This window comes from Acetobacter senegalensis, assembly GCF_001580995.1.
In the GTDB taxonomy this organism is placed as follows: domain Bacteria; phylum Pseudomonadota; class Alphaproteobacteria; order Acetobacterales; family Acetobacteraceae; genus Acetobacter; species Acetobacter senegalensis.
Genome location: NZ_LHZU01000136.1, coordinates 55,645 through 74,164 on the forward strand (window position 1 = coordinate 55,645; position 18,520 = coordinate 74,164).

15 protein-coding genes are annotated in these 18,520 nt (G+C 54.3%); 11 read left to right on the forward strand and 4 right to left on the reverse strand.

Annotated features, from left to right (window positions below):
* Positions 1-57 precede the first annotated feature (57 nt).
* Positions 58-2,499, forward strand: a complete 2,442-nt coding sequence (gene gyrB, locus AD948_RS11050; RefSeq protein ID WP_061472038.1) for a DNA topoisomerase (ATP-hydrolyzing) subunit B — start codon at positions 58-60, stop codon at positions 2,497-2,499.
* Between the two features lie 121 nt (positions 2,500-2,620).
* Here the strand turns inward: gyrB and kdsA are convergent, their stop codons facing one another.
* From kdsA to tpiA, 4 genes are all read right to left on the reverse strand, one after another.
* Positions 2,621-3,457: a 3-deoxy-8-phosphooctulonate synthase gene (gene kdsA / locus AD948_RS11055; protein WP_061472039.1), complete on the reverse strand. Its 837-nt coding sequence runs from the start codon at positions 3,455-3,457 to the stop codon at positions 2,621-2,623.
* On the reverse strand, positions 3,454-5,085 hold the full coding sequence (locus AD948_RS11060) for a CTP synthase (RefSeq protein ID WP_061472040.1): 1,632 nt from the start codon (positions 5,083-5,085) through the stop codon (positions 3,454-3,456). Before AD948_RS11060 ends, kdsA begins: the two co-directional genes overlap by 4 nt.
* A gap of 137 nt (positions 5,086-5,222) precedes the next feature.
* Positions 5,223-5,582: a preprotein translocase subunit SecG gene (gene secG / locus AD948_RS11065; protein ID WP_061472041.1), complete on the reverse strand. Its 360-nt coding sequence runs from the start codon at positions 5,580-5,582 to the stop codon at positions 5,223-5,225.
* Between the two features lie 26 nt (positions 5,583-5,608).
* On the reverse strand, positions 5,609-6,349 hold the full coding sequence (tpiA, locus tag AD948_RS11070; RefSeq protein ID WP_061472042.1) for a triose-phosphate isomerase: 741 nt from the start codon (positions 6,347-6,349) through the stop codon (positions 5,609-5,611).
* Between the two features lie 223 nt (positions 6,350-6,572).
* Here tpiA and AD948_RS11075 point away from each other — a divergent pair, with 223 nt between their 5' ends.
* The 10 genes from AD948_RS11075 (at position 6,573) to lpdA (ending at position 18,387) form a co-directional block, all read left to right on the forward strand.
* The gene (locus tag AD948_RS11075) at positions 6,573-8,489 is read left to right on the forward strand and encodes a peptidyl-prolyl cis-trans isomerase (protein WP_061472063.1); all 1,917 of its coding nucleotides are present in this window, start codon (positions 6,573-6,575) and stop codon (positions 8,487-8,489) included.
* The gene (gene trpE, locus AD948_RS11080) at positions 8,486-10,024 is read left to right on the forward strand and encodes an anthranilate synthase component I (protein WP_061472043.1); all 1,539 of its coding nucleotides are present in this window, start codon (positions 8,486-8,488) and stop codon (positions 10,022-10,024) included. The genes AD948_RS11075 and trpE overlap by 4 nt, the downstream gene beginning before the upstream one ends.
* Positions 10,025-10,077: 53 nt before the next feature.
* Positions 10,078-10,674 (forward strand): anthranilate synthase component II, encoded by a 597-nt coding sequence (locus tag AD948_RS11085; protein ID WP_061472044.1) that lies wholly within the window; start codon positions 10,078-10,080, stop codon positions 10,672-10,674.
* 3 nt (positions 10,675-10,677) lie between these two features.
* Positions 10,678-11,802, forward strand: coding sequence for an anthranilate phosphoribosyltransferase (trpD, locus tag AD948_RS11090; protein ID WP_061472045.1), 1,125 nt, complete (start codon positions 10,678-10,680; stop codon positions 11,800-11,802).
* Positions 11,803-11,804: 2 nt separating this feature from the next.
* Positions 11,805-12,671 carry an indole-3-glycerol phosphate synthase TrpC gene (trpC, locus tag AD948_RS11095; protein WP_039904447.1) on the forward strand — a complete coding sequence of 289 codons (867 nt, stop codon included), beginning with the start codon at positions 11,805-11,807 and terminating at the stop codon, positions 12,669-12,671.
* 1 nt (position 12,672) lies between these two features.
* A complete protein-coding gene (moaC, locus tag AD948_RS11100) occupies positions 12,673-13,152 on the forward strand; it encodes a cyclic pyranopterin monophosphate synthase MoaC (protein WP_006558730.1) in 480 nt (159 codons plus the stop codon).
* Between the two features lie 131 nt (positions 13,153-13,283).
* Complete coding sequence (pdhA, locus tag AD948_RS11105) at positions 13,284-14,294, forward strand: pyruvate dehydrogenase (acetyl-transferring) E1 component subunit alpha (protein WP_061472046.1); 1,011 nt, start codon at positions 13,284-13,286, stop codon at positions 14,292-14,294.
* A 6-nt stretch (positions 14,295-14,300) separates the two neighbouring features.
* Positions 14,301-15,680, forward strand: a complete 1,380-nt coding sequence (locus AD948_RS11110) for a pyruvate dehydrogenase complex E1 component subunit beta (RefSeq protein WP_061472047.1) — start codon at positions 14,301-14,303, stop codon at positions 15,678-15,680.
* 10 nt (positions 15,681-15,690) lie between these two features.
* The gene (locus AD948_RS11115) at positions 15,691-16,959 is read left to right on the forward strand and encodes a pyruvate dehydrogenase complex dihydrolipoamide acetyltransferase (protein ID WP_061472048.1); all 1,269 of its coding nucleotides are present in this window, start codon (positions 15,691-15,693) and stop codon (positions 16,957-16,959) included.
* Positions 16,960-16,974: 15 nt separating this feature from the next.
* Positions 16,975-18,387 carry a dihydrolipoyl dehydrogenase gene (lpdA, locus tag AD948_RS11120; RefSeq protein WP_061472049.1) on the forward strand — a complete coding sequence of 471 codons (1,413 nt, stop codon included), beginning with the start codon at positions 16,975-16,977 and terminating at the stop codon, positions 18,385-18,387.
* The last annotated feature ends 133 nt before the right edge of the window (positions 18,388-18,520 follow it).

Consider the following 18,520-nt stretch of genomic DNA (forward strand, 5'->3'; position numbering starts at 1 on the left):
CGGAGTATAAGAATTCAAACAGGTTTTATTCTTTCTTCGCCGGAGTACCCTTCGCTTATGACTGACCTTTCTCAGCCCACGCCATCTACCGGTATGGAAGAAGAATATGATGCCGCCTCCATCTCTGTTCTGAAAGGTCTGGACGCCGTACGTAAACGGCCTGGTATGTATATCGGTGACACGGATGATGGCTCTGGCCTGCACCACATGGCCTTTGAAATTATTGATAACGCCGTGGATGAAGCACAGGCAGGCTACGCAACCGAATGCGTCGTTACTCTCAATGCTGATGGGAGCGTAACCGTTCGGGATAACGGGCGCGGTATTCCTACCGACATTCATGCAGAAGAAGGAATCAGTGCGGCCGAAGTCGTGCTGACACGCCTTCATGCAGGCGGTAAGTTCAACCAGAATTCCTATAAGGTCTCCGGTGGTCTGCACGGGGTGGGGGCTGCCGTTGTCAACGCTCTTTCAGAAAAGATGGAAGTGCGTATATGGCGTGGCGGAATGGAACACGTTATCCGCTTCCAGCACGGCGAGCGGGAAGGGCCACTGGAAGTTGTCGGTCCCTCAGAACATGAGCGCGGGACCCAAGTTACCTTCAAGCCAAGCAATCAGACTTTCCCCAAAACAGAATTTGATTTTGTCATTCTGGAACGCCGCCTGCGCGAACTGGCTTTCCTTAACTCAGGCATGAAGATCGTTCTGCGTGATCAGAGGACTGAGGAAAAGAAAGAAGAAACTTTTTATTATGAAGGCGGGCTTGAAGCCTTTGTGGAATGGCTTGACCGGGCACGCACGCCGCTGGTCACGCCCCCCATCACTGGCAGCCTCGAAAATTCGGAAAACGGCATCAAGGTTGAATTTGCCCTCACATGGAACGACAGCTTCCATGAAACAATGCTGTGCTTCACCAACAACATTCCCCAGCGGGACGGGGGAGCACATCTGGCTGGTTTCCGGCAGGCACTGACCCGCATTGTCGGCAAATATGCTGAAAGCATTGCCAAGAAGGATGCTCACTCCCTGGTTGGGGAAGACATGCGCGAAGGACTGACGGCAGTTCTTTCTGTAAAAGTCCCTGACCCCAAATTTTCCTCCCAGACCAAGGACAAGCTGGTTTCCTCTGAAGTGCAGCCCGTTGTGCATGCCGCGGCTGCCGACATGATTGGTCACTGGTTTGAAACTCACCCCAAGGAAGCCAAAATTGTGGTTTCCAAAGTACTGGATGCCGCTTCCGCTCGTGAAGCCGCCCGCAAGGCACGCGAACTGACGCGCCGCAAAGGGGTGCTGGATATTTCCTCTCTTCCGGGCAAACTGGCTGACTGTCAGGAACGGTCTCCTGAAAAAGCTGAAATCTTCATAGTCGAGGGTGATTCTGCAGGCGGGACGGCTAAACAGGGCAGGGACCGGCGTTTTCAGGCGATCCTGCCTCTCAAAGGTAAAATTCTGAATGTTGAGCGGGCTCGTTTTGATCGGATGCTCGGCTCAGCTGAAATTGGCACTCTGATCACCGCACTGGGCACCGGTATCGGCCGAGGCGAGGCTGATCAGGGCGGTTTTTCCATTGAAAAGCTCCGCTATCACCGCATCGTCATCATGACAGACGCCGACGTGGATGGTTCTCACATCCGCACCTTGCTGCTGACCTTTTTCTTCCGTCAGATGCCGGAACTGATTGAGCGCGGCTATCTCTACATTGCCCAGCCACCACTCTACCGGGCCAAACGCGGAAATGAAGAACGGTACCTGAAAGATGACGCCGCTCTGGAACAGTATCTGCTCGATAAGGCACTGAATAATGCCCTCTTTGTTTACAGCGACGGACGCGAAGTAAAAGGGGAACCGCTTGAAGCTGATCTGCCGTTTATCCGGCAGGCCACCCAGGCCATTGCACGTCTTGCGAACAAAACACCCACCTGGATTATTGAGCAGGCGGCTCTGGCTGGCGCCCTCACATCTGATCTGGCTACGCTTCAAAGTCGCGTACCCGACCTGCAAAAACGTCTTGATGCAGCTTCTGCCGAGACAGAACGCGGGTGGAAAGCGGTCGCCAGCGATGATGGTCTGGAACTGGCACGCAACGTGCGTGGGGTGGGGGAAGTCTACCGGATTGAGCCGACCGCGCTGGCAAGCAATGACGCACGCTGGCTCACAAGTCAGCTTGAACGGCTGCAGAAGGATTTCGGGACTGGCGTTGTTCTGCGTCACGAAACAACTGAAGTCTCTCTGGCCGGGCCGTCAGGATTATATACCCGTCTTCTCGCTCAGGGCCGCCGTGGCCTTGCCATTAACCGCTTTAAAGGCTTGGGCGAAATGAATGACGAACAGTTGTGGGAAACCACTCTGGACCCCGCCATGAGAACCCTTCTTCAAGTCAAGATTGGGGATGTGGAAGAAGCAGGGCAGGTATTTACCACCCTTATGGGCGATGTAGTGGAACCACGCCGTGACTTCATTGTTGGCAATGCGCTAAAAGTTGCCAATCTGGATGTCTAAAAGACTTACGGCATACTAAGCACAACAAAAAAGGAGGCCTTTCAGCCTCCTTTTTTAGTTATGATCTCTTATTTTTGACTTAACACCGCACACCATTATAAATGCATGCGACGAAACAAAATCAGTCCAGATTTTTGATAAGCCCATCAATTTTTTTAAACTGAGCCAAAAGGGTCGGCAGAGCCCTGATGGGCAACATATTCGGGCCATCACTAGGCGCACGATCCGGGTCTTCATGGGTTTCGATAAAGAGCGAAGCAACCCCTACTGCAAGAGCCGCACGGGACAGAATAGGGGCGAATTCCCTTTGCCCCCCAGAACTCCCCCCCAAGCCACCAGGTTGCTGTACGGAATGCGTAGCATCATACACAACCGGATAGCCAGTTTGCGCCATAATCGGCAAACCGCGCATATCGTTAACCAGCGTATTATAACCAAAGCTGGTACCACGTTCGCACAGCATTATCCGCTGATTACCTGTCGAAGCAATTTTGGCCGCCACGTGCTTCATGTCCCATGGCGCCAGAAACTGCCCCTTTTTTACATTGACCACAGCACCTGTCTGGCCAGCAGCCAGAAGCAGATCAGTCTGCCGGCATAAAAACGCCGGAATTTGCAACACATCTACGGTTTCTGCCACTGGCGCACATTGCTCTGCCGCGTGCACATCTGTCAGGACCGGTAAATTCAGGGTTTCACGAATGTCAGCGAGAATACGGAGGCCCTGCTGCATACCAACGCCCCGCGCGCTGGAGAGGCTGGTACGGTTTGCCTTGTCATATGAGCTTTTATAAATCAGCCCAATTCCCGCTCCCTCACAGATTTCTTTCAGCGCCGTTGCCGTTTCCATGGCGTGCGCTGCTGACTCAATCTGGCAAGGGCCTGCAATCAGCACAAAAGGCTGGTCATTGCCGACCGTAAGGGAATTGATCTGAAAATTATGCCCTACGTTGCTCATACCAGCCGGGCTTTTTCTAGAGCAGCACCAACAAATCCGGAAAAGAGAGGATGCGGCGCAAAAGGACGGGACTTCAGTTCAGGATGGTACTGTACAGCCACAAACCATGGATGATCAGGATATTCGACCACTTCAGGCAGAATACCATCAGGAGAGAGACCGGAAAACTTCAGGCCTGCCTTTTCCAGTTGATCACGATAGTGAATGTTCACCTCGTAACGATGCCGATGCCGTTCCCGAATAGACGTCGCGTTATAGATTTTTGCAACGCGAGATCCATCCACCAAGGAAGCCGGATAAGCCCCAAGGCGCATGGTTCCGCCAAGCTCACCCCCTTCACTCCGACGCAGGCGCTCGGCACCACGGGCCCATTCGGTCATAAGACCAACCAAAGGCTCTTTGGTATAACCAAACTCGGTTGAGGAGGCATCGGACAAGCCTGCCAGATTACGAGCGCATTCAATAACCGCCATCTGCATGCCAAAGCAGATTCCCATGAAGGGAATTCCATTCTCACGCGCATAACGAATGGCGGCAATTTTGCCTTCTGAACCACGCTCGCCAAATCCACCGGGAACAAGAATGCCATGAGCTCCCGACAGGCGCTCCAACGCTCCGTCTGATTTTTCAAGAGCCTCAGCTTCAACCCAATCAAGCGTGACCTTCACCCGATGGGCAATACCGCCATGCAGCAGGGCTTCGTTGAGGGATTTATAGCTATCCAGCAGAGCGGTATATTTGCCCACCACGGCAATACGGACTTCACCGTCTGGATGGCGGATGGCATCAACAATTTTGCCCCATCCTGTCAGATCCGGTTCTTCCTCAAATGGCAGACCGAAATATCTCAGAACCTCGTTATCCATGCCTTCAGCATGATAGGAGAGGGGGCAGGAATAGATCGTATCCACATCCCGGGCGGCAATAACAGCTTCCGGCCGCACGTTACAGAAGTTGGCAATCTTGCGGCGCTCCGTATCCGGAATAGCGCGGTCACACCGGCACAACAGAATTTGCGGCTGAATACCCACATTCTGAAGTTCTTTCACAGAATGCTGGGTAGGCTTTGTTTTCAGTTCACCTGCGGACGGGATCCACGGAAGAAGCGTGAGGTGCACCACCATGGTCTGGTCCTGTCCCAGATCATTCCGAAGCTGCCGAATGGCTTCCAGAAAGGGCAGGCTCTCGATATCCCCCACGGTACCGCCGATTTCGACCAAAACGAAATCAACGTCATCCGTGTTGGCGACAACAATATCCTTAATGGCATCGGTAATGTGCGGGATAACCTGAACGGTCCCGCCCAGATAATCACCACGCCGTTCCCGTGCAATCACATCGGAATAGATCTTGCCGGTGGTTGTGTTGTCTTCCTTGGTGGCGTTGACACCCGTAAAGCGCTCATAGTGGCCCAGATCGAGATCCGTTTCAGCGCCATCATCTGTCACAAATACCTCACCATGCTGGTAAGGGCTCATGGTGCCGGGATCAACGTTCAGATAAGGGTCCAGCTTGCGCAGGCGAACTTTGTAGCCCCGCGCCTGCAGGAGAGCTGCAAGAGCTGCGGATGCAATGCCCTTTCCGAGAGAGGACACCACACCACCGGTGATAAATACAAAACGGGTCATGGACAGACTTCCTACACGGACAGGACCGGGTGGGTAAAGGTGGACACACGAATTCCTCCGCAGCTTTCAGCAAGCGCAGAGGAATAGAGACAATTCATCCCTCCACTCCTTGTGGGAATGGAGGGAAGGGTTTCATTTTATGGCTTGGCGGGCTCGGCAGCCTGCGGGGCAGGCTGAGCCGGAGCAGGGGGAGCTGACGGAGCTACCGCCGGGGCGGACGTTGTTGCTGCAGGCGGCTGCGCCAGAATATCATGCCCATCTCCACTTACAGCGCCCCGATTAAGAACCGCCAAGATGAGCGAAAGCAGCATGAACAAACCGGCAAGAACAGCGGTCGTCCGTGTCAGCAGGTTGGCCGTACCACGACCGGACATGAACGCCCCCATACCCTGACTGCTGCCAATTCCAAGCCCACCACCTTCACTGCGCTGGATAAGCACAGTACCGATCAGGGCGATGGTGACACAAAAATGCAGAATCAGCAGGGCAGTGGTCATGGTGTATTCCAGGTAAAATGCTGAAATCAGGCAGCCGAAGCCGCGCCGACAATGGAAAGAAACGCCTCGGCCTTCAGGCTGGCACCCCCAACAAGCGCTCCTGCTACATCCGTAATGGACAGAATGGAAGCCGCATTCTTATCATTAACCGAGCCGCCATACAAAATTCTTATTGTTTTGCCGGATTCACCAAACTGACGAACCAGTTCCTCACGTAGGAATTTCATGGTTTCGGCAATTTCATCAGTTGTTGCGGCACGGCCCGTCCCGATCGCCCAGATCGGCTCGTAAGCAAGAATACCTGAAAATCCATCGGGCAGGGAGCCTTTGATCTGCCAACCCAGCGTATCAAAATGCTCACCGCTGTCACGCTGATCTTCTGTCTCGCCAATACACACGATAGGTGTCAGGCCAGCCTTGCCTGCGGCCACCGCTTTTTCCCTAACGGTTTCATCCAGTTCGCCATGTTCCTGCCGCCGCTCGGAATGACCGAGAATAACGTAGGACACGCCCAGATCCGTCAACATGGGGGCTGAGATATCGCCCGTATGCGCGCCAGAGACATCCTTGTGACAGTCCTGAGCCCCAAGAGCCACAGATGTCGTCTTCAGGGCATCTGTCAGCAACGCCAACTGGGTAAAGGGAGGGCAGATCACCACATCAGGAACGGACGCTGGCAACCCTGCAAGCAGAGCCTGCACAAGCGCCTGCGAGTCACGGCTGGTCCCGTTCATCTTCCAGTTGCCGACGATAATCTGTCTGCTCATGTCTGTTTCCTTACCCTGTTGCACATCCCCGCCGAGACGGACCCATATGCTTGCACCCACACGCTAAACCATACAGTACCCCTTGGGGGCAAGATGCGAACAGCGCCTTTCCTCATCAGACCCGCTGTTACGTCTAGTCAAGTGCGCGTCAGACGCTTATGGTGCCGCGTTTGCGGCATGCTTGTGGCATGGCCTCCTGTTTTTTCAACGGATCCTTGGGTTCATGATTTCCTATTTGCGTCGTGTTTTTGTTGAATCCTGGCTGGGACGTGTATCGGCCATCATCATTTTCCTGGCCTTTATTGGCTGGGGCGTGGGCGACGTTCTGGGCTATATGGGCACTGAAACCGACGTTGTTGCCAAAGTCGGGCAAAACCGCATCAGTTCCGCTGATCTGGGCCAGGCTTTGCAGGCAGAGATGCCAGCCATAACCAAGCAGATGGGCGTATCGGATCCTTCTCAGGTGCCTCCGGCCATGCGTCGGCAAGTGGCACACCAGATCCTGCAGCGTCTGATTGGGCAGGCCGAACTTATGGAAGCTGCTCGCCGTTTGAATGTGGCTGTTCCAGACAGCGCTGTGCGGGATGAAGTTTTCGCCCAACCTTACTTCAAGGGAACAAACGGGCAGTTTGATCGGAACATCTTCAACGCGCGCTTGCGGGAACATAACCTGAATGAGCAGCGCTTCCTCACCATGATCCGGGATGATCTGACAACGCGGACCATTCTCCAGCCCGTAGCCCAGGCAGCCAGTCCATCCACAACCATGGCAACACGGCTGTCTGCTTTTGGTTTGCAAACCCATGTGGTGGATATGCTGCGCATTCCTTTTGCGGATCAGCCCACACCACCAACCCCTGACGATGCCACATTGCAGCGCTTTTATGCCAACCATCCGTGGCTTTTCCGTTCACCGGAACTGCGCCATGCCCGTGTTGTCGTTCTTTCACCCTCTACAGTGGCAGACACCATCACTGTGGACGACAAAGATCTGAAGCGCGTCTATGAGGAGCAGATTACACGCTATCACGTGCCTGAAACCCGGGACGTTCAGGTTGTCACTCTCTCTGATGAAAAGCAGGCACAGGCCGTAGCTGATCTTTGGTCAAAAGGGACCGACTGGAACTCTGTGCAGTTGGCGGCCAAAGGCGGTGCCTCTGTTGACATGCCCGGAGCGCGGCCCTCCACCATTCCATCAGAAACACTTAGCAAAGCCATTTTTGCTGCCCCGCTTTCTCAGGTGCAGGGGCCGCTTAAAACAGAAGCAGGGTGGGTTGTATTCCGCGTCAATAAGGTGATCGCACCGCAGGATACTCCTTTTGAAAAAGCCAAGCAGGATATTCTGGGGCAGTTCCGCAAAGCTCAGGCACCAGCCGTTGTCAGCGCCCGCAGCCGCCAATTGCAGGACGCCATTGCAGGCGGGGGGCTGGATGCCATTCCAAGCGACATTGGCGCCGCCGCCGCCGCCGGCACATTGGATGCTCAGGGCAATACTGCAGAGAAAGAACCTGCACCTCTTCCTGCGTCTGGCAAACTGCGCGACGCCATTTTACAGAAAATCTTTTCTCTCCCCAAAGGTAATCAGCCCAACCTGATAGAGGGACCAGACAACAGTTGGTACGCCGTTCAGGTTGACACCATCACACCGGACTCTCCCCGGACGTTTGAACAGGCAAAAGCTGATGTTCTTGCCGCATGGCAGGCCGAGGCACGGAAACATGCCGCAGACGAACATGCCACCACGCTTTACACGGCAGCCAGGGAAAGAGGCGGGATTGTGACCGTAGCTGGCGGCGCACCCATCCAGAAGAACCTCTCCTTTTCCCGTGCGGCGCCCAATGCATCCATTCCATCTGAACTGATGGCTTACTTGCCACAGATGAAAGCCGGGCAATCCATCATGGGGGAAGATTCCTCCGGTTTTCTGGTTGCAACCGTGACAAAGGTATTCACTCCCGACCCCAAGGCCGATCCCGTTGCTTTCCAGCGTGTAAAGGATGCCCTTGGTCAGTCAGAGGGAGATGACCTCGTGGCGTCCTATGTGGATGCACTGGCAAAACACACGCCCCCTAAAATTGATGAACGCGCTGTCAGCGCCACACTTTCCTCTCTTGGTTTTGATGGAACGGTCGAGCAATGAGCGTAACCGCACGAATTGCAGCATCTCCCTCCCGGCATGAGGTTGAGGCAAAGTGGCGTGAGGGTAAGGCTTCAGTTGTTTTTTCAGTGGAGCCAGCAGATCTGCTGACCCCGGTTTCCGCCTATATGCGTCTGGCGAATTTCAAAAACGGGACAGGGCGCTACACTCTGCTTCTGGAAAGCGTGGAGGGAGGTGTCTCCCGCGGTCGCTATTCCGTCATCGCTCTCAAGCCTGATCTGGTATGGGCTTGTCACGACGGTACCGTCACACTTGACATGGCGCCCGAGGATAATGACACGTCCGCCGTCACCTGCAACAAGCCTGCATTGGAAAGCCTGAGAACTCTCATTCACGAAACCCGGCTGGAACTTCCTGATGGCCTTCCGCCCATGATCGCTGGGCTGTTCGGATATCTGGGTTACGATATGGTGCGGCAGATGGAGCGCTTACCTAACGCTCCTACTGATGATCTGGAACTCCCTGAAGCGGTCCTGATGCGCCCTGGTCTGTTTGCTGTCTTTGATACAGTAAGCGATGAACTCATTCTGGCGGCCCCCGTCCGCCCGCAAAGCGGCCAGACAGCAGGAGAGGCATGGGACAACGCTCATACCCTGCTGGCAGAAGCGCGCACCTGCTTGAATGGCGCGCTGCCAGTCGCTAAGGCAGCTCCCCACACAGCACCCTTTGAAGCGCCGACGTCTACATTCACAAAAGCGGAGTTCTGCACCGCCGTCGAACGCATTCAGGACTATATCGCGGCAGGCGATGCTTTTCAGGTCGTGCCAAGCCAGCGCTTTTCATCACCATTCCCGCTGCCCGCACTGGCATTGTATCGGTCATTACGTCGTATCAATCCAGCGCCGTTCCTGTTTCACCTGGATTTTGGCACGTTTTCTCTCGTGGGGTCTTCGCCAGAGATCCTCGTGCGTCTGCGCGATGGCGTCATGACAGTCCGGCCTCTGGCTGGCACACGCCCACGCGGAAAAGATGCCGAAGAAGACCTGCGTCTGGAACAGGATCTGCTGGCGGACCAGAAAGAACTGGCTGAGCATCTGATGCTTATAGATCTGGGCCGCAATGATGTGGGGCGTGTCTGCCTGCCAGGTTCTGTTAAAGTCACAGAACGGTTTGTGATTGAGCGTTTCAGTCACGTCATGCACATCTCGTCCAATGTGGAAGGATGTATCCAGCCTGATCTGGAAGCGCTGGATGCGCTGGTTGCCGCGTTCCCCGCCGGAACGCTGACAGGCGCACCCAAAATCCGCGCCATGGAAATTATTGATGAAATAGAACCAACACGCCGGGCGACATATGCCGGCTGTATTGGTTATTTTGGTGCTGGTGGAGATATGGATACCTGCATTGGCCTAAGAATGGCCGTTGTCAAAGATGGCACCATGCATGTTCAAGCCGGGTGCGGTGTCGTGGCCGACAGCGTGCCAGAGGCCGAATACGAAGAAACACGCCAGAAAGCCCGAGCCGTTTTCCGCGCAGCGGAAGAAGCCGTCCGTTATGCAGCCCAAAGAAGAGACTGACATCTCCCTGCGTACCATTTGACCCGCAGGCAGCATAAGGCCATCATACCGCCATGATCCTTCTGATCGACAATTATGACAGCTTTACGTTCAACCTGGTTCACTATCTTGGTGAACTAGGAGAGCAATGTAATGTGCAGCGAAATGATGCCATCAGCGTAGAAGATGCGCTCGCGCTTCAGCCTGATGCAATCGTCCTGTCTCCCGGTCCATGTTCCCCTAATGAAGCTGGCATATGTTGTGAGTTGATCAAACAGGCCGGCAACATTGTTCCCATTTTCGGCGTGTGCCTCGGTCATCAGGCCATCGGGCAGGTATTTGGGGCAAGTGTCGTTCGGGCGCCTGTTCCCATGCACGGCAAAATAAGCCCGGTCTTTCACAATGGAACAGATGTTTTCACAGGCCTGCCCAACCCGTTTAATGCCACCCGCTACCACAGCCTGACTCTGGAACCTGCGAGCATTCCGGATTCACTGGAGGTTACAGCCTGGACGGAAGACGGCATCATCATGGGTGTCCGACACAAGCAATACCCTATCTCGGGTGTTCAGTTTCATCCCGAAAGCATTGCCTCTGACTGCGGGCATGATCTTTTGCGCAACTTTCTGAAGCTCGCCCGGACATGGGCTACGAACAAAGCCGCTGCTTGATACATGTCAGAAACCAGTTTCTCCCGCGGAGATAACCAACAGGACGCTTTTTTCTCTGCCATTCTCGTCAAGCTGAGCAACGGCTTGAAGTTGACGGCCAAGGAAGCAGAAGAAGCCTTTGGCGCAATTGTTGATGGCAGTGTTTCTGCTGAGCGTATTGCCGCTTTTCTGATGGCCCTGCGTGTGCGCGGTGAAAGCGGGGACGAGTTACTGGGGGCCGTTACTGCTCTACGTGACAGAATGTTGCCAGTGCCCCATGTGCCCGCAGGAACAATTGATGTCTGCGGCACGGGAGGCGACAATTACGGGACATTGAATGTTTCGACAGCAACGGCTTTTGTTCTGGCCGCATTGGGTATTCCCGTCGCAAAACACGGTAACCGGGCTGTCTCTTCCCAATCTGGCGCATCCGATGTGTTAGGCGCTTTGGGGGTTCCCCTGTCCGCGGACCCTCAATTTCTCTCCGCGCAGTTGAATGCGCATCATCTTGTTTTTCTAGCGGCTCCCCACCACCACCCAGCCATGCGGCACGCGGCTCCTACTCGTAAGGCATTGGGCGTTAGGACTCTTTTCAATCTCATTGGTCCATTGGTGAATCCTGCAGGCGTCAAAAATCAGCTTGTGGGTGTGTTTTCCGTTGCTTGGCTTTCGGTCATCGTTGATGTGCTGGCCCAGCTTGGCTCCGAACGGGTATGGGCTGTTTGCGGAAAACCTGCAGAAGGAGGGCAGGGGATTGATGAAGTCACGCTTGCTGGCCCAACCCAGATTGTCGCTCTTGAAAATGGACAGAAAAAATCCCTAATCCTTGAACCTGAGATGGCTGGTTTTGCTGTTACGCCTGTTGCTGCCATCCAAGGAGGAAGTGCGGCAGAAAATGCAGCCGCGTTGGAAGAGCTTCTCCGTGGCGCAACGGGGCCTTACCGTGATACTGTTTTGCTGAATGCTGCCTGCGCGCTCCATGTAGCAGGGCACACGACAATTCTGCGGGGATCAGAAATTGACACCCAGGCGCTCAGGGAGTGCATTGCGGAAGTCAGTCGCCCGCTTACCGATGGCACAGCGCTGGCTGTGCTGAATGGTTTGCGTACGTCATCTTCCAAGACGCATGCTGAAAACATGACAGGATGATTATGAACGAAGTACCCAATTCGGCCGCAAATGCAGTGACAGACGCAGAAGCGTGCATCAAGGCGGAAGAACTGCCTGATGTGCTTTCCCGCATTGTCGCGCGGACAAGAGTTGAGGTTGAGCACCGTTCAACCCTTCTGCCCCTTAAGGACGTCATTGCCAAAGCGCAGGAAAGCAAAGACTCCCCACGTGGTTTTGGACGTGCCCTTAAAGAAAAAGCTGCCGATCGCACTATTGGTCTGATCGCCGAAATCAAGAAGGCGTCTCCCTCGGCCGGTATTTTGCGCGAAGAGTATGACCCCGCGCGCATTGCCGCCAGTTATGAGCAGGCCGGTGCCGCTTGCCTTTCCGTGCTGACCGAAAGTTCCTGTTTTCATGGTCAGAACGAAGATTTGCAGATTGCACGTGCAGCTTGCTCCCTTCCTGTGTTGCGCAAGGATTTCATTCTTGATCCCTGGCAGGTTTATGAGAGTCGGATGCTGGGGGCAGACTGCATCCTGCTGATCATGAGCATTCTGAAGGATGAAGAAGCACTCGCACTTGTCGATCATGCCAAAGGGCTTGATATGGACGTGCTGGTCGAAGTGCATGACGAAGAAGAACTCAACCGCGCTTTGGCACTTGATACGTTTCTGATTGGGATAAACAACCGCAATCTCAAGACATTAGAAACCAATATTCAGACAACGTGTGACCTGGCACCCTTAGTGCCCCCAGACAGAATCATCGTTTCTGAAAGCGGCATCAAAACGCATGCGGACATCATGAAGCTGGCCGAAATCGGCGCTACCGGCTTTCTGGTTGGAGAGTCACTTTTGCGTGACGCCGATCCGGGTAAGGCGGCGCGGGCTCTTCTCGGGTTTGCCTGACGTGGTATCCACTGGCCACCTTACGCACCTGAATGAAGCAGGGCAGGCGCATATGGTGGATGTTTCCGCCAAAAGCGCCACAAAACGAAAAGCCGTTGCCAGCGGCGTCGTACAGATGAAAAGCACGACGCTGGATCTCATTGTGTCAGGCACAGCCCCAAAAGGGGATGTGTTAGCCACAGCGCGTATTGCGGGCATTATGGCCGCAAAAAAGACGTCCGACATCATTCCCCTCTGTCATCCGCTGGCGCTAAGCAGCGTAACCATTGATCTGGTTCCGACAGATAACAAGATTGAGATCACGGCCACTGTTGTTACAACAGGGGCAACTGGCGTAGAGATGGAGGCGTTGACAGCGGTATCTGCCGCAGCGCTGACCCTCTACGATATGTGCAAGGCCGTTGATCGGGGAATGCTTATTACCGATATCCGCCTTCTTCATAAAAGTGGCGGTCAATCTGGAGACTATCACGCCCAGTAAGTCTATCAGGAAATAAGACATTAAGATGCTTCGCAGATAAGCAGTCCGGCCTCTTGACGAAATACGACCTTGTTCAAAAGAGACCAGCCTGAAGATCTTTGAGAACACTCAAAACATAAAAGGAAAAGCCCATGGAGGCGGGTAAGACGATCGCTCAGAAAACCGGTGGGAACGGGCCGTCCCTCACGCGGGAACAATTCACGCAAGCGTTTCACGATATGCTGCTTATTCGCCGATTTGAGGAAAAAGCCGGGCAGCTTTATGGCATGGGCCTTATTGGTGGTTTCTGCCATTTATATATCGGCCAGGAAGCTGTTGTTGTCGGTATTCAGATGGCGCTCAAGGATGGTGATAAAATCATCACCTCTTATCGTGATCACGGACAGATGCTGGCTGCAGGCATGACCGCACGTGGCGTGATGGCGGAACTGACCGGGCGCGCAACAGGATATTCGCATGGCAAGGGTGGCTCCATGCACATGTTCTCTCGTGAAAAGAATTTTTACGGTGGACACGGCATTGTGGGCGCGCAGGTTGCGCTCGGAATTGGCTTGGCTTTCGCCAACAAATACCGCGGTACGGATGAGGTTTCCATTGCCTACTTTGGAGACGGCGCCGCCAATCAGGGACAGGTCTACGAAAGTTTCAACCTGGCAGCCTTACACAAGCTTCCCTGCATTTTTGTTATAGAAAACAATCTTTATGGCATGGGGACAAGTATAGAGCGCGCCTCTGCTTCCCATGAACTCTGGCGCAACGGCGAACCGTGGGGCATCCCCGGCCGGCGCGTGGACGGAATGGATATCGCCACCGTGCATGAAGCAGCAGTCGAAGCGGTTGCGCACTGCCGTGCCGGCAAAGGCCCGTATCTACTGGAAATGATGACCTATCGTTATCGTGGTCATTCGATGTCTGACCCCGCAAAATACCGTAAACGCGAAGAAGTGGATACGGTGCGCAAGACACGTGACCCAATTGATCACGTTCGCCAGATTTTGCTGGATGCAGGCGTGGAAGACGCGACCCTGCGGTCCATCGAAAATGATGTCAAAGCCGTTGTTAATGATTGTGCTGAATTCGCGCAGACAAGCCCAGAGCCTGACCCTGCCGAACTTTATACAGATGTTCTGCTAGAGGCTTGATGGATTATGGCTATTGAAGTTCTGATGCCGGCTCTCTCTCCCACAATGACAGAGGGCACGTTGGCCCGTTGGCTCAAAAAGGAAGGGGACGCTGTTTCCAGCGGGGATGTTCTTGCTGAAATCGAAACCGACAAGGCGACGATGGAAGTAGAAGCCGTTGATGAAGGAATTCTGGGCCGCACCTTGGTGGCCGAGGGTACGCAAGGCGTAGCCGTCAACACGCCCATCGCAATTCTTGTTGCTGAGGGGGAGGACGTTCCCGAAAATCTGCAGCAGGCGCAATCTTCGTCCTCTGCTGAAACCAGCGCGCCAGAAGAAAATACTGCTCCTGAAGCAGCCGTGGCCAAGAAAACGGTGGCCCCTGCTTCTGTCTCCCTGCCGAATGCAGAACCTGAAAAGGACTGGGGTGAAACGGCCGAGATCACTGTTCGTGAAGCCCTGAATCAGGCGATGGCCGCTGAACTGCGCCGTGATCCTGATGTTTTCCTGCTGGGTGAAGAAGTTGCCCAATATCAGGGCGCTTACAAGATCTCCCAGGGTCTTCTGGCTGAATTTGGTGAGAAGCGTATTATTGATATGCCTATCACCGAACATGGCTTTACCGGCATGGCGGTAGGTGCCGCATTAACCGGACTGAAACCCATTGTCGAGTTCATGACTATGAACTTCTCAATGCAAGCTATTGATCATATTATAAATTCTGCCGCAAAAACTTTGTATATGTCAGGCGGCCAGATGGGGTGCCCCATTGTTTTCCGTGGCCCCAATGGTGCTGCCGCCCGTGTGGGAGCCCAGCATTCCCAGTGTTACGGCAGTTGGTATGCTCATGTGCCAGGGTTGAAGGTGATTGCCCCGTGGTCTGCCGCCGATGCCAAAGGACTGCTGCGCGCTGCCATCAGAGATCCCAACCCAGTTGTTTTTCTGGAAAATGAAATTCTTTACGGACGCAAGTTTGAGTGTCCGACAGATGAAGATTTCATTCTGCCCATAGGCAAGGCAAAAATTGAACGCGTGGGCACGGATGTGACCATCGTGGCCTTCTCCATCATGGTCGGTACGGCACTGCAGGCAGCCGAGCAATTGGCTGAACAGGGCATTCAGGCTGAGGTCATCAATCTGCGGACCCTTCGCCCGCTTGATACAGCAACGATTGTTGAGAGCGTGAAGAAAACCAGCCGTCTGGTCACCGTGGAAGAAGGCTGGCCTTTCGCTGGAATTGGAGCCGAGGTGGCCATGCAGATTATTGAGCACGCTTTTGACTGGCTTGATGCGCCACCTGTGCGCATAGCTGGCGAAGACGTTCCCATGCCGTTTGCCGCCAATCTGGAAAAGCTTGCGCTTCCGCAGCCCCAGCACATCATCGATGCCGTTAAGGGCTTGGTCTGAGGAAAACACAATGGCTATTGAAGTTCTGATGCCGGCTCTCTCTCCGACAATGACAGAGGGCACGTTGGCCCGCTGGCTCAAGAAGGAAGGAGATACTGTTTCCAGCGGGGATGTTCTTGCGGAAATCGAAACCGACAAGGCGACGATGGAAGTGGAGGCCGTGGACGAAGGGATTCTGGGAAAAATCCTGATTTCAGAAGGCACACAAGGCGTGCCGGTCAACGCTCCTATCGCTATTCTGGTGGAGGAAGGGGAAGCAGTGCCGGAGACTGCTACCGCTCCTCAGAAAGATGCTTCTACGCCTTCAAAAACGGATGCAGTTGCTCCGGCACAAACGGCTCCCAAAGTAGCAACACCATCCGTTCAGAAGTCGCCTGTGACCTCCCCAGCCGCCTCTGCCGCCCTCAAGGTTTTTGCATCTCCTCTGGCGAAACGGATCGCCAAAGAGAAGGGGCTTGATCTCGCCCAGATAAAAGGCACTGGCCCCAATGGCCGCATCGTGCGTCGGGATGTGGAAAACGCGTCAGCAAAGCCGCTCTCTGCGTCCTCCGCTGCAACGGCGCCAGCTATCGCTGCGGCTGGCGGCAGTACCAGCGTGCCGCACTCCACGATGCGCAAGGTCATTGCCCGGCGCCTCAGTGAAGCCAAAAGCACCATTCCGCACTTCTATGTGTCGGTTGATATTGAACTGGATGCGCTTATGGCCCTGCGCGCCCAGCTAAACGCGACCTCGCCAGAAGAAGGGCCTGATTCATTCAAGCTTTCTGTGAATGACATGTTGGTCAAGGCTGCGGCCGTTGCTCTCAAACGCATCCCGACAGTGAATGCATCCTTCACTGAAGACGCGATGATCCTGCATGATGACGTGGACATTTCCATCGCCGTCTCCATTCCTGACGGATTGATCACACCCATTGTCCGGCAGGCAGACAAGAAGAGCCTGAAACAGATCAGTCAGGAAACCAAGGATCTGGTGAAGCGGGCAAGGGCAGGGAAGCTGAAGCCGGAAGAATTCCAAGGTGGAACGTTCTCCATCTCCAATATGGGGATGTATGGCGTGAAAGACTTCTCGGCCATCATTAACCCACCGCAGGCTGCCATTCTGGCCATTGCCGCAGGCCGCAAACAGCCCGTGGTAAAGGGAAGTGAACTGGCTATTGCGACAGTCATGACCGTCACGCTTTCGGTTGATCATCGGGTAGTAGATGGTTCCGTGGCCGCTGAATGGCTTTCCGCTTTCCGGTCAGTGGTGGAATCTCCCCTGACACTGGTCATTTGATACAAGGGGACGATCATGAGCCAGACCGATTTTGATATTCTCGTTGTTGGCGGTGGCCCCGGCGGCTATGTGGCAGCGCTTCGCGCCTCTCAGCTTGGGCTCTCTGTGGCGGTGGTTGAAGCACAGCATTTGGGGGGAATTTGCCTGAACTGGGGATGTATCCCCACCAAAGCACTTCTCCGGGCTTCTGAAATCAACCATCTTCTGCATGATCTTGGGCCTTATGGGTTCAAGGCTGATAATATCAGTTTTGACTTTGCCAAGGTCGTGGCGCGTTCCCGGGCTGTCTCCAAGCAGCTTTCCTCTGGTGTGGCGCATCTGCTCAAAAAAGCAAAAGTGCCCGTGTTCGATGGATTCGGCAAGCTGGATGGCGTAACCAAAGAGGGCAAACGCAAGCTTCTTGTAACCAAGGAGAAGGCTGCTCCTGTCAACCTGACTGCAAAACACGTCATTCTGGCTACGGGCGCCCGCGCGCGCGTTCTTCCTGGCATTGAACCTGATGGCAAGCTGATCTGGTCTTATAGGGAAGCCCTTGTGCCCGATGCGATGCCTGGCAAACTCTTGGTAATCGGGTCCGGGGCCATCGGCACGGAATTTGCCTCTTTCTACCGGAATATGGGCGCGGACGTCACGCTGGTTGAAGTTGCCCCCCGTATTCTGCCAGTTGAAGATGAAGAGATTAGCGCGCTGGCCCAGAAAGCGTTTGAAAAACAGGGCATGAAAGTGCTGACAAACGCTAAAATTGGGACCCTTAAGAAATCGGAAAAGGACGTCACGGTTCCGGTGGAAGTTAACGGTAAAACCGAAAACTTCACCGTTGACCGGGTTATTTCTGCCGTCGGCATCGTTGGCAATGTCGAAAATCTTGGCCTCGAAGGCACGAAGATCAAGGTAGACCGGACCCATGTGGTTACGGACGCTTTTTGCCGCACGGGTGAACCTGGTGTCTATGCTATTGGAGATCTGGCCGGTGCCCCATGGCTTGCACACAAAGCCAGCCATGAAGCTGTGATGTGCGTGGAGGCTATTGCCGGGAAAACCGTCCATCCCATTGATATTACAAAAATTCCGGGCTGTACGTATTGCCGGCCACAGGTAGCGTCCGTTGGTTACACGGAAGCGCGCGCCAAAGAGGCAGGTTATAAAGTGCGGGTGGGTAAATTCCCGCTGATTGCCAACGGCAAAGCGCTGGCCATGGGAGAAACTGAAGGGTTCATTAAAACGGTCTTTGATGAAAAAACCGGTGAACTCCTTGGGGCCCATATGATCGGCGCGGAAGTGACGGAAATGATTCAGGGCTATGTTATTGCCCGCACCGGAGAGCTGACAGAAGCTGAACTGGCAGAGACCATCTTCCCACATCCGACCATTTCTGAATCGATGCATGAAGCAGTTCTGGCAGCATATGGTGGAGCGCTGCATTTCTAGACAACAAAGAGTGACTTGCTCTCTCATCTCGTGGGTGTGATGGCACGATAAGCAGAGTTGGAATGTTCTTGCCTTGACGCTCGGGCAAGGGCGTTCCAGTTCTGATATAATGTAAGGGTGTTAGCGGGTAATA

Bases quoted from the DNA above. Each gene is read 5' to 3' on its own strand.
- trpE (WP_061472043.1), top strand. From the start codon at position 8,486: ATGAGCGTAACCGCACGAATTGCAGCATCTCCCTCCCGGCATGAGGTT.
- secG (WP_061472041.1), bottom strand. From the start codon at position 5,582: ATGACCACTGCCCTGCTGATTCTGCATTTTTGTGTCACCATCGCCCTG.
- gyrB (WP_061472038.1), top strand. From the start codon at position 58: ATGACTGACCTTTCTCAGCCCACGCCATCTACCGGTATGGAAGAAGAA.
- AD948_RS11085 (WP_061472044.1), top strand. From the start codon at position 10,078: ATGATCCTTCTGATCGACAATTATGACAGCTTTACGTTCAACCTGGTT.
- AD948_RS11115 (WP_061472048.1), top strand. From the start codon at position 15,691: ATGGCTATTGAAGTTCTGATGCCGGCTCTCTCTCCGACAATGACAGAG.
- AD948_RS11110 (WP_061472047.1), top strand. From the start codon at position 14,301: ATGGCTATTGAAGTTCTGATGCCGGCTCTCTCTCCCACAATGACAGAG.
- lpdA (WP_061472049.1), top strand. From the start codon at position 16,975: ATGAGCCAGACCGATTTTGATATTCTCGTTGTTGGCGGTGGCCCCGGC.
- trpC (WP_039904447.1), top strand. From the start codon at position 11,805: ATGAACGAAGTACCCAATTCGGCCGCAAATGCAGTGACAGACGCAGAA.
- tpiA (WP_061472042.1), bottom strand. From the start codon at position 6,349: ATGAGCAGACAGATTATCGTCGGCAACTGGAAGATGAACGGGACCAGC.
- pdhA (WP_061472046.1), top strand. From the start codon at position 13,284: ATGGAGGCGGGTAAGACGATCGCTCAGAAAACCGGTGGGAACGGGCCG.
- AD948_RS11075 (WP_061472063.1), top strand. From the start codon at position 6,573: ATGATTTCCTATTTGCGTCGTGTTTTTGTTGAATCCTGGCTGGGACGT.
- trpD (WP_061472045.1), top strand. From the start codon at position 10,678: ATGTCAGAAACCAGTTTCTCCCGCGGAGATAACCAACAGGACGCTTTT.
- kdsA (WP_061472039.1), bottom strand. From the start codon at position 3,457: ATGAGCAACGTAGGGCATAATTTTCAGATCAATTCCCTTACGGTCGGC.
- AD948_RS11060 (WP_061472040.1), bottom strand. From the start codon at position 5,085: ATGACCCGTTTTGTATTTATCACCGGTGGTGTGGTGTCCTCTCTCGGA.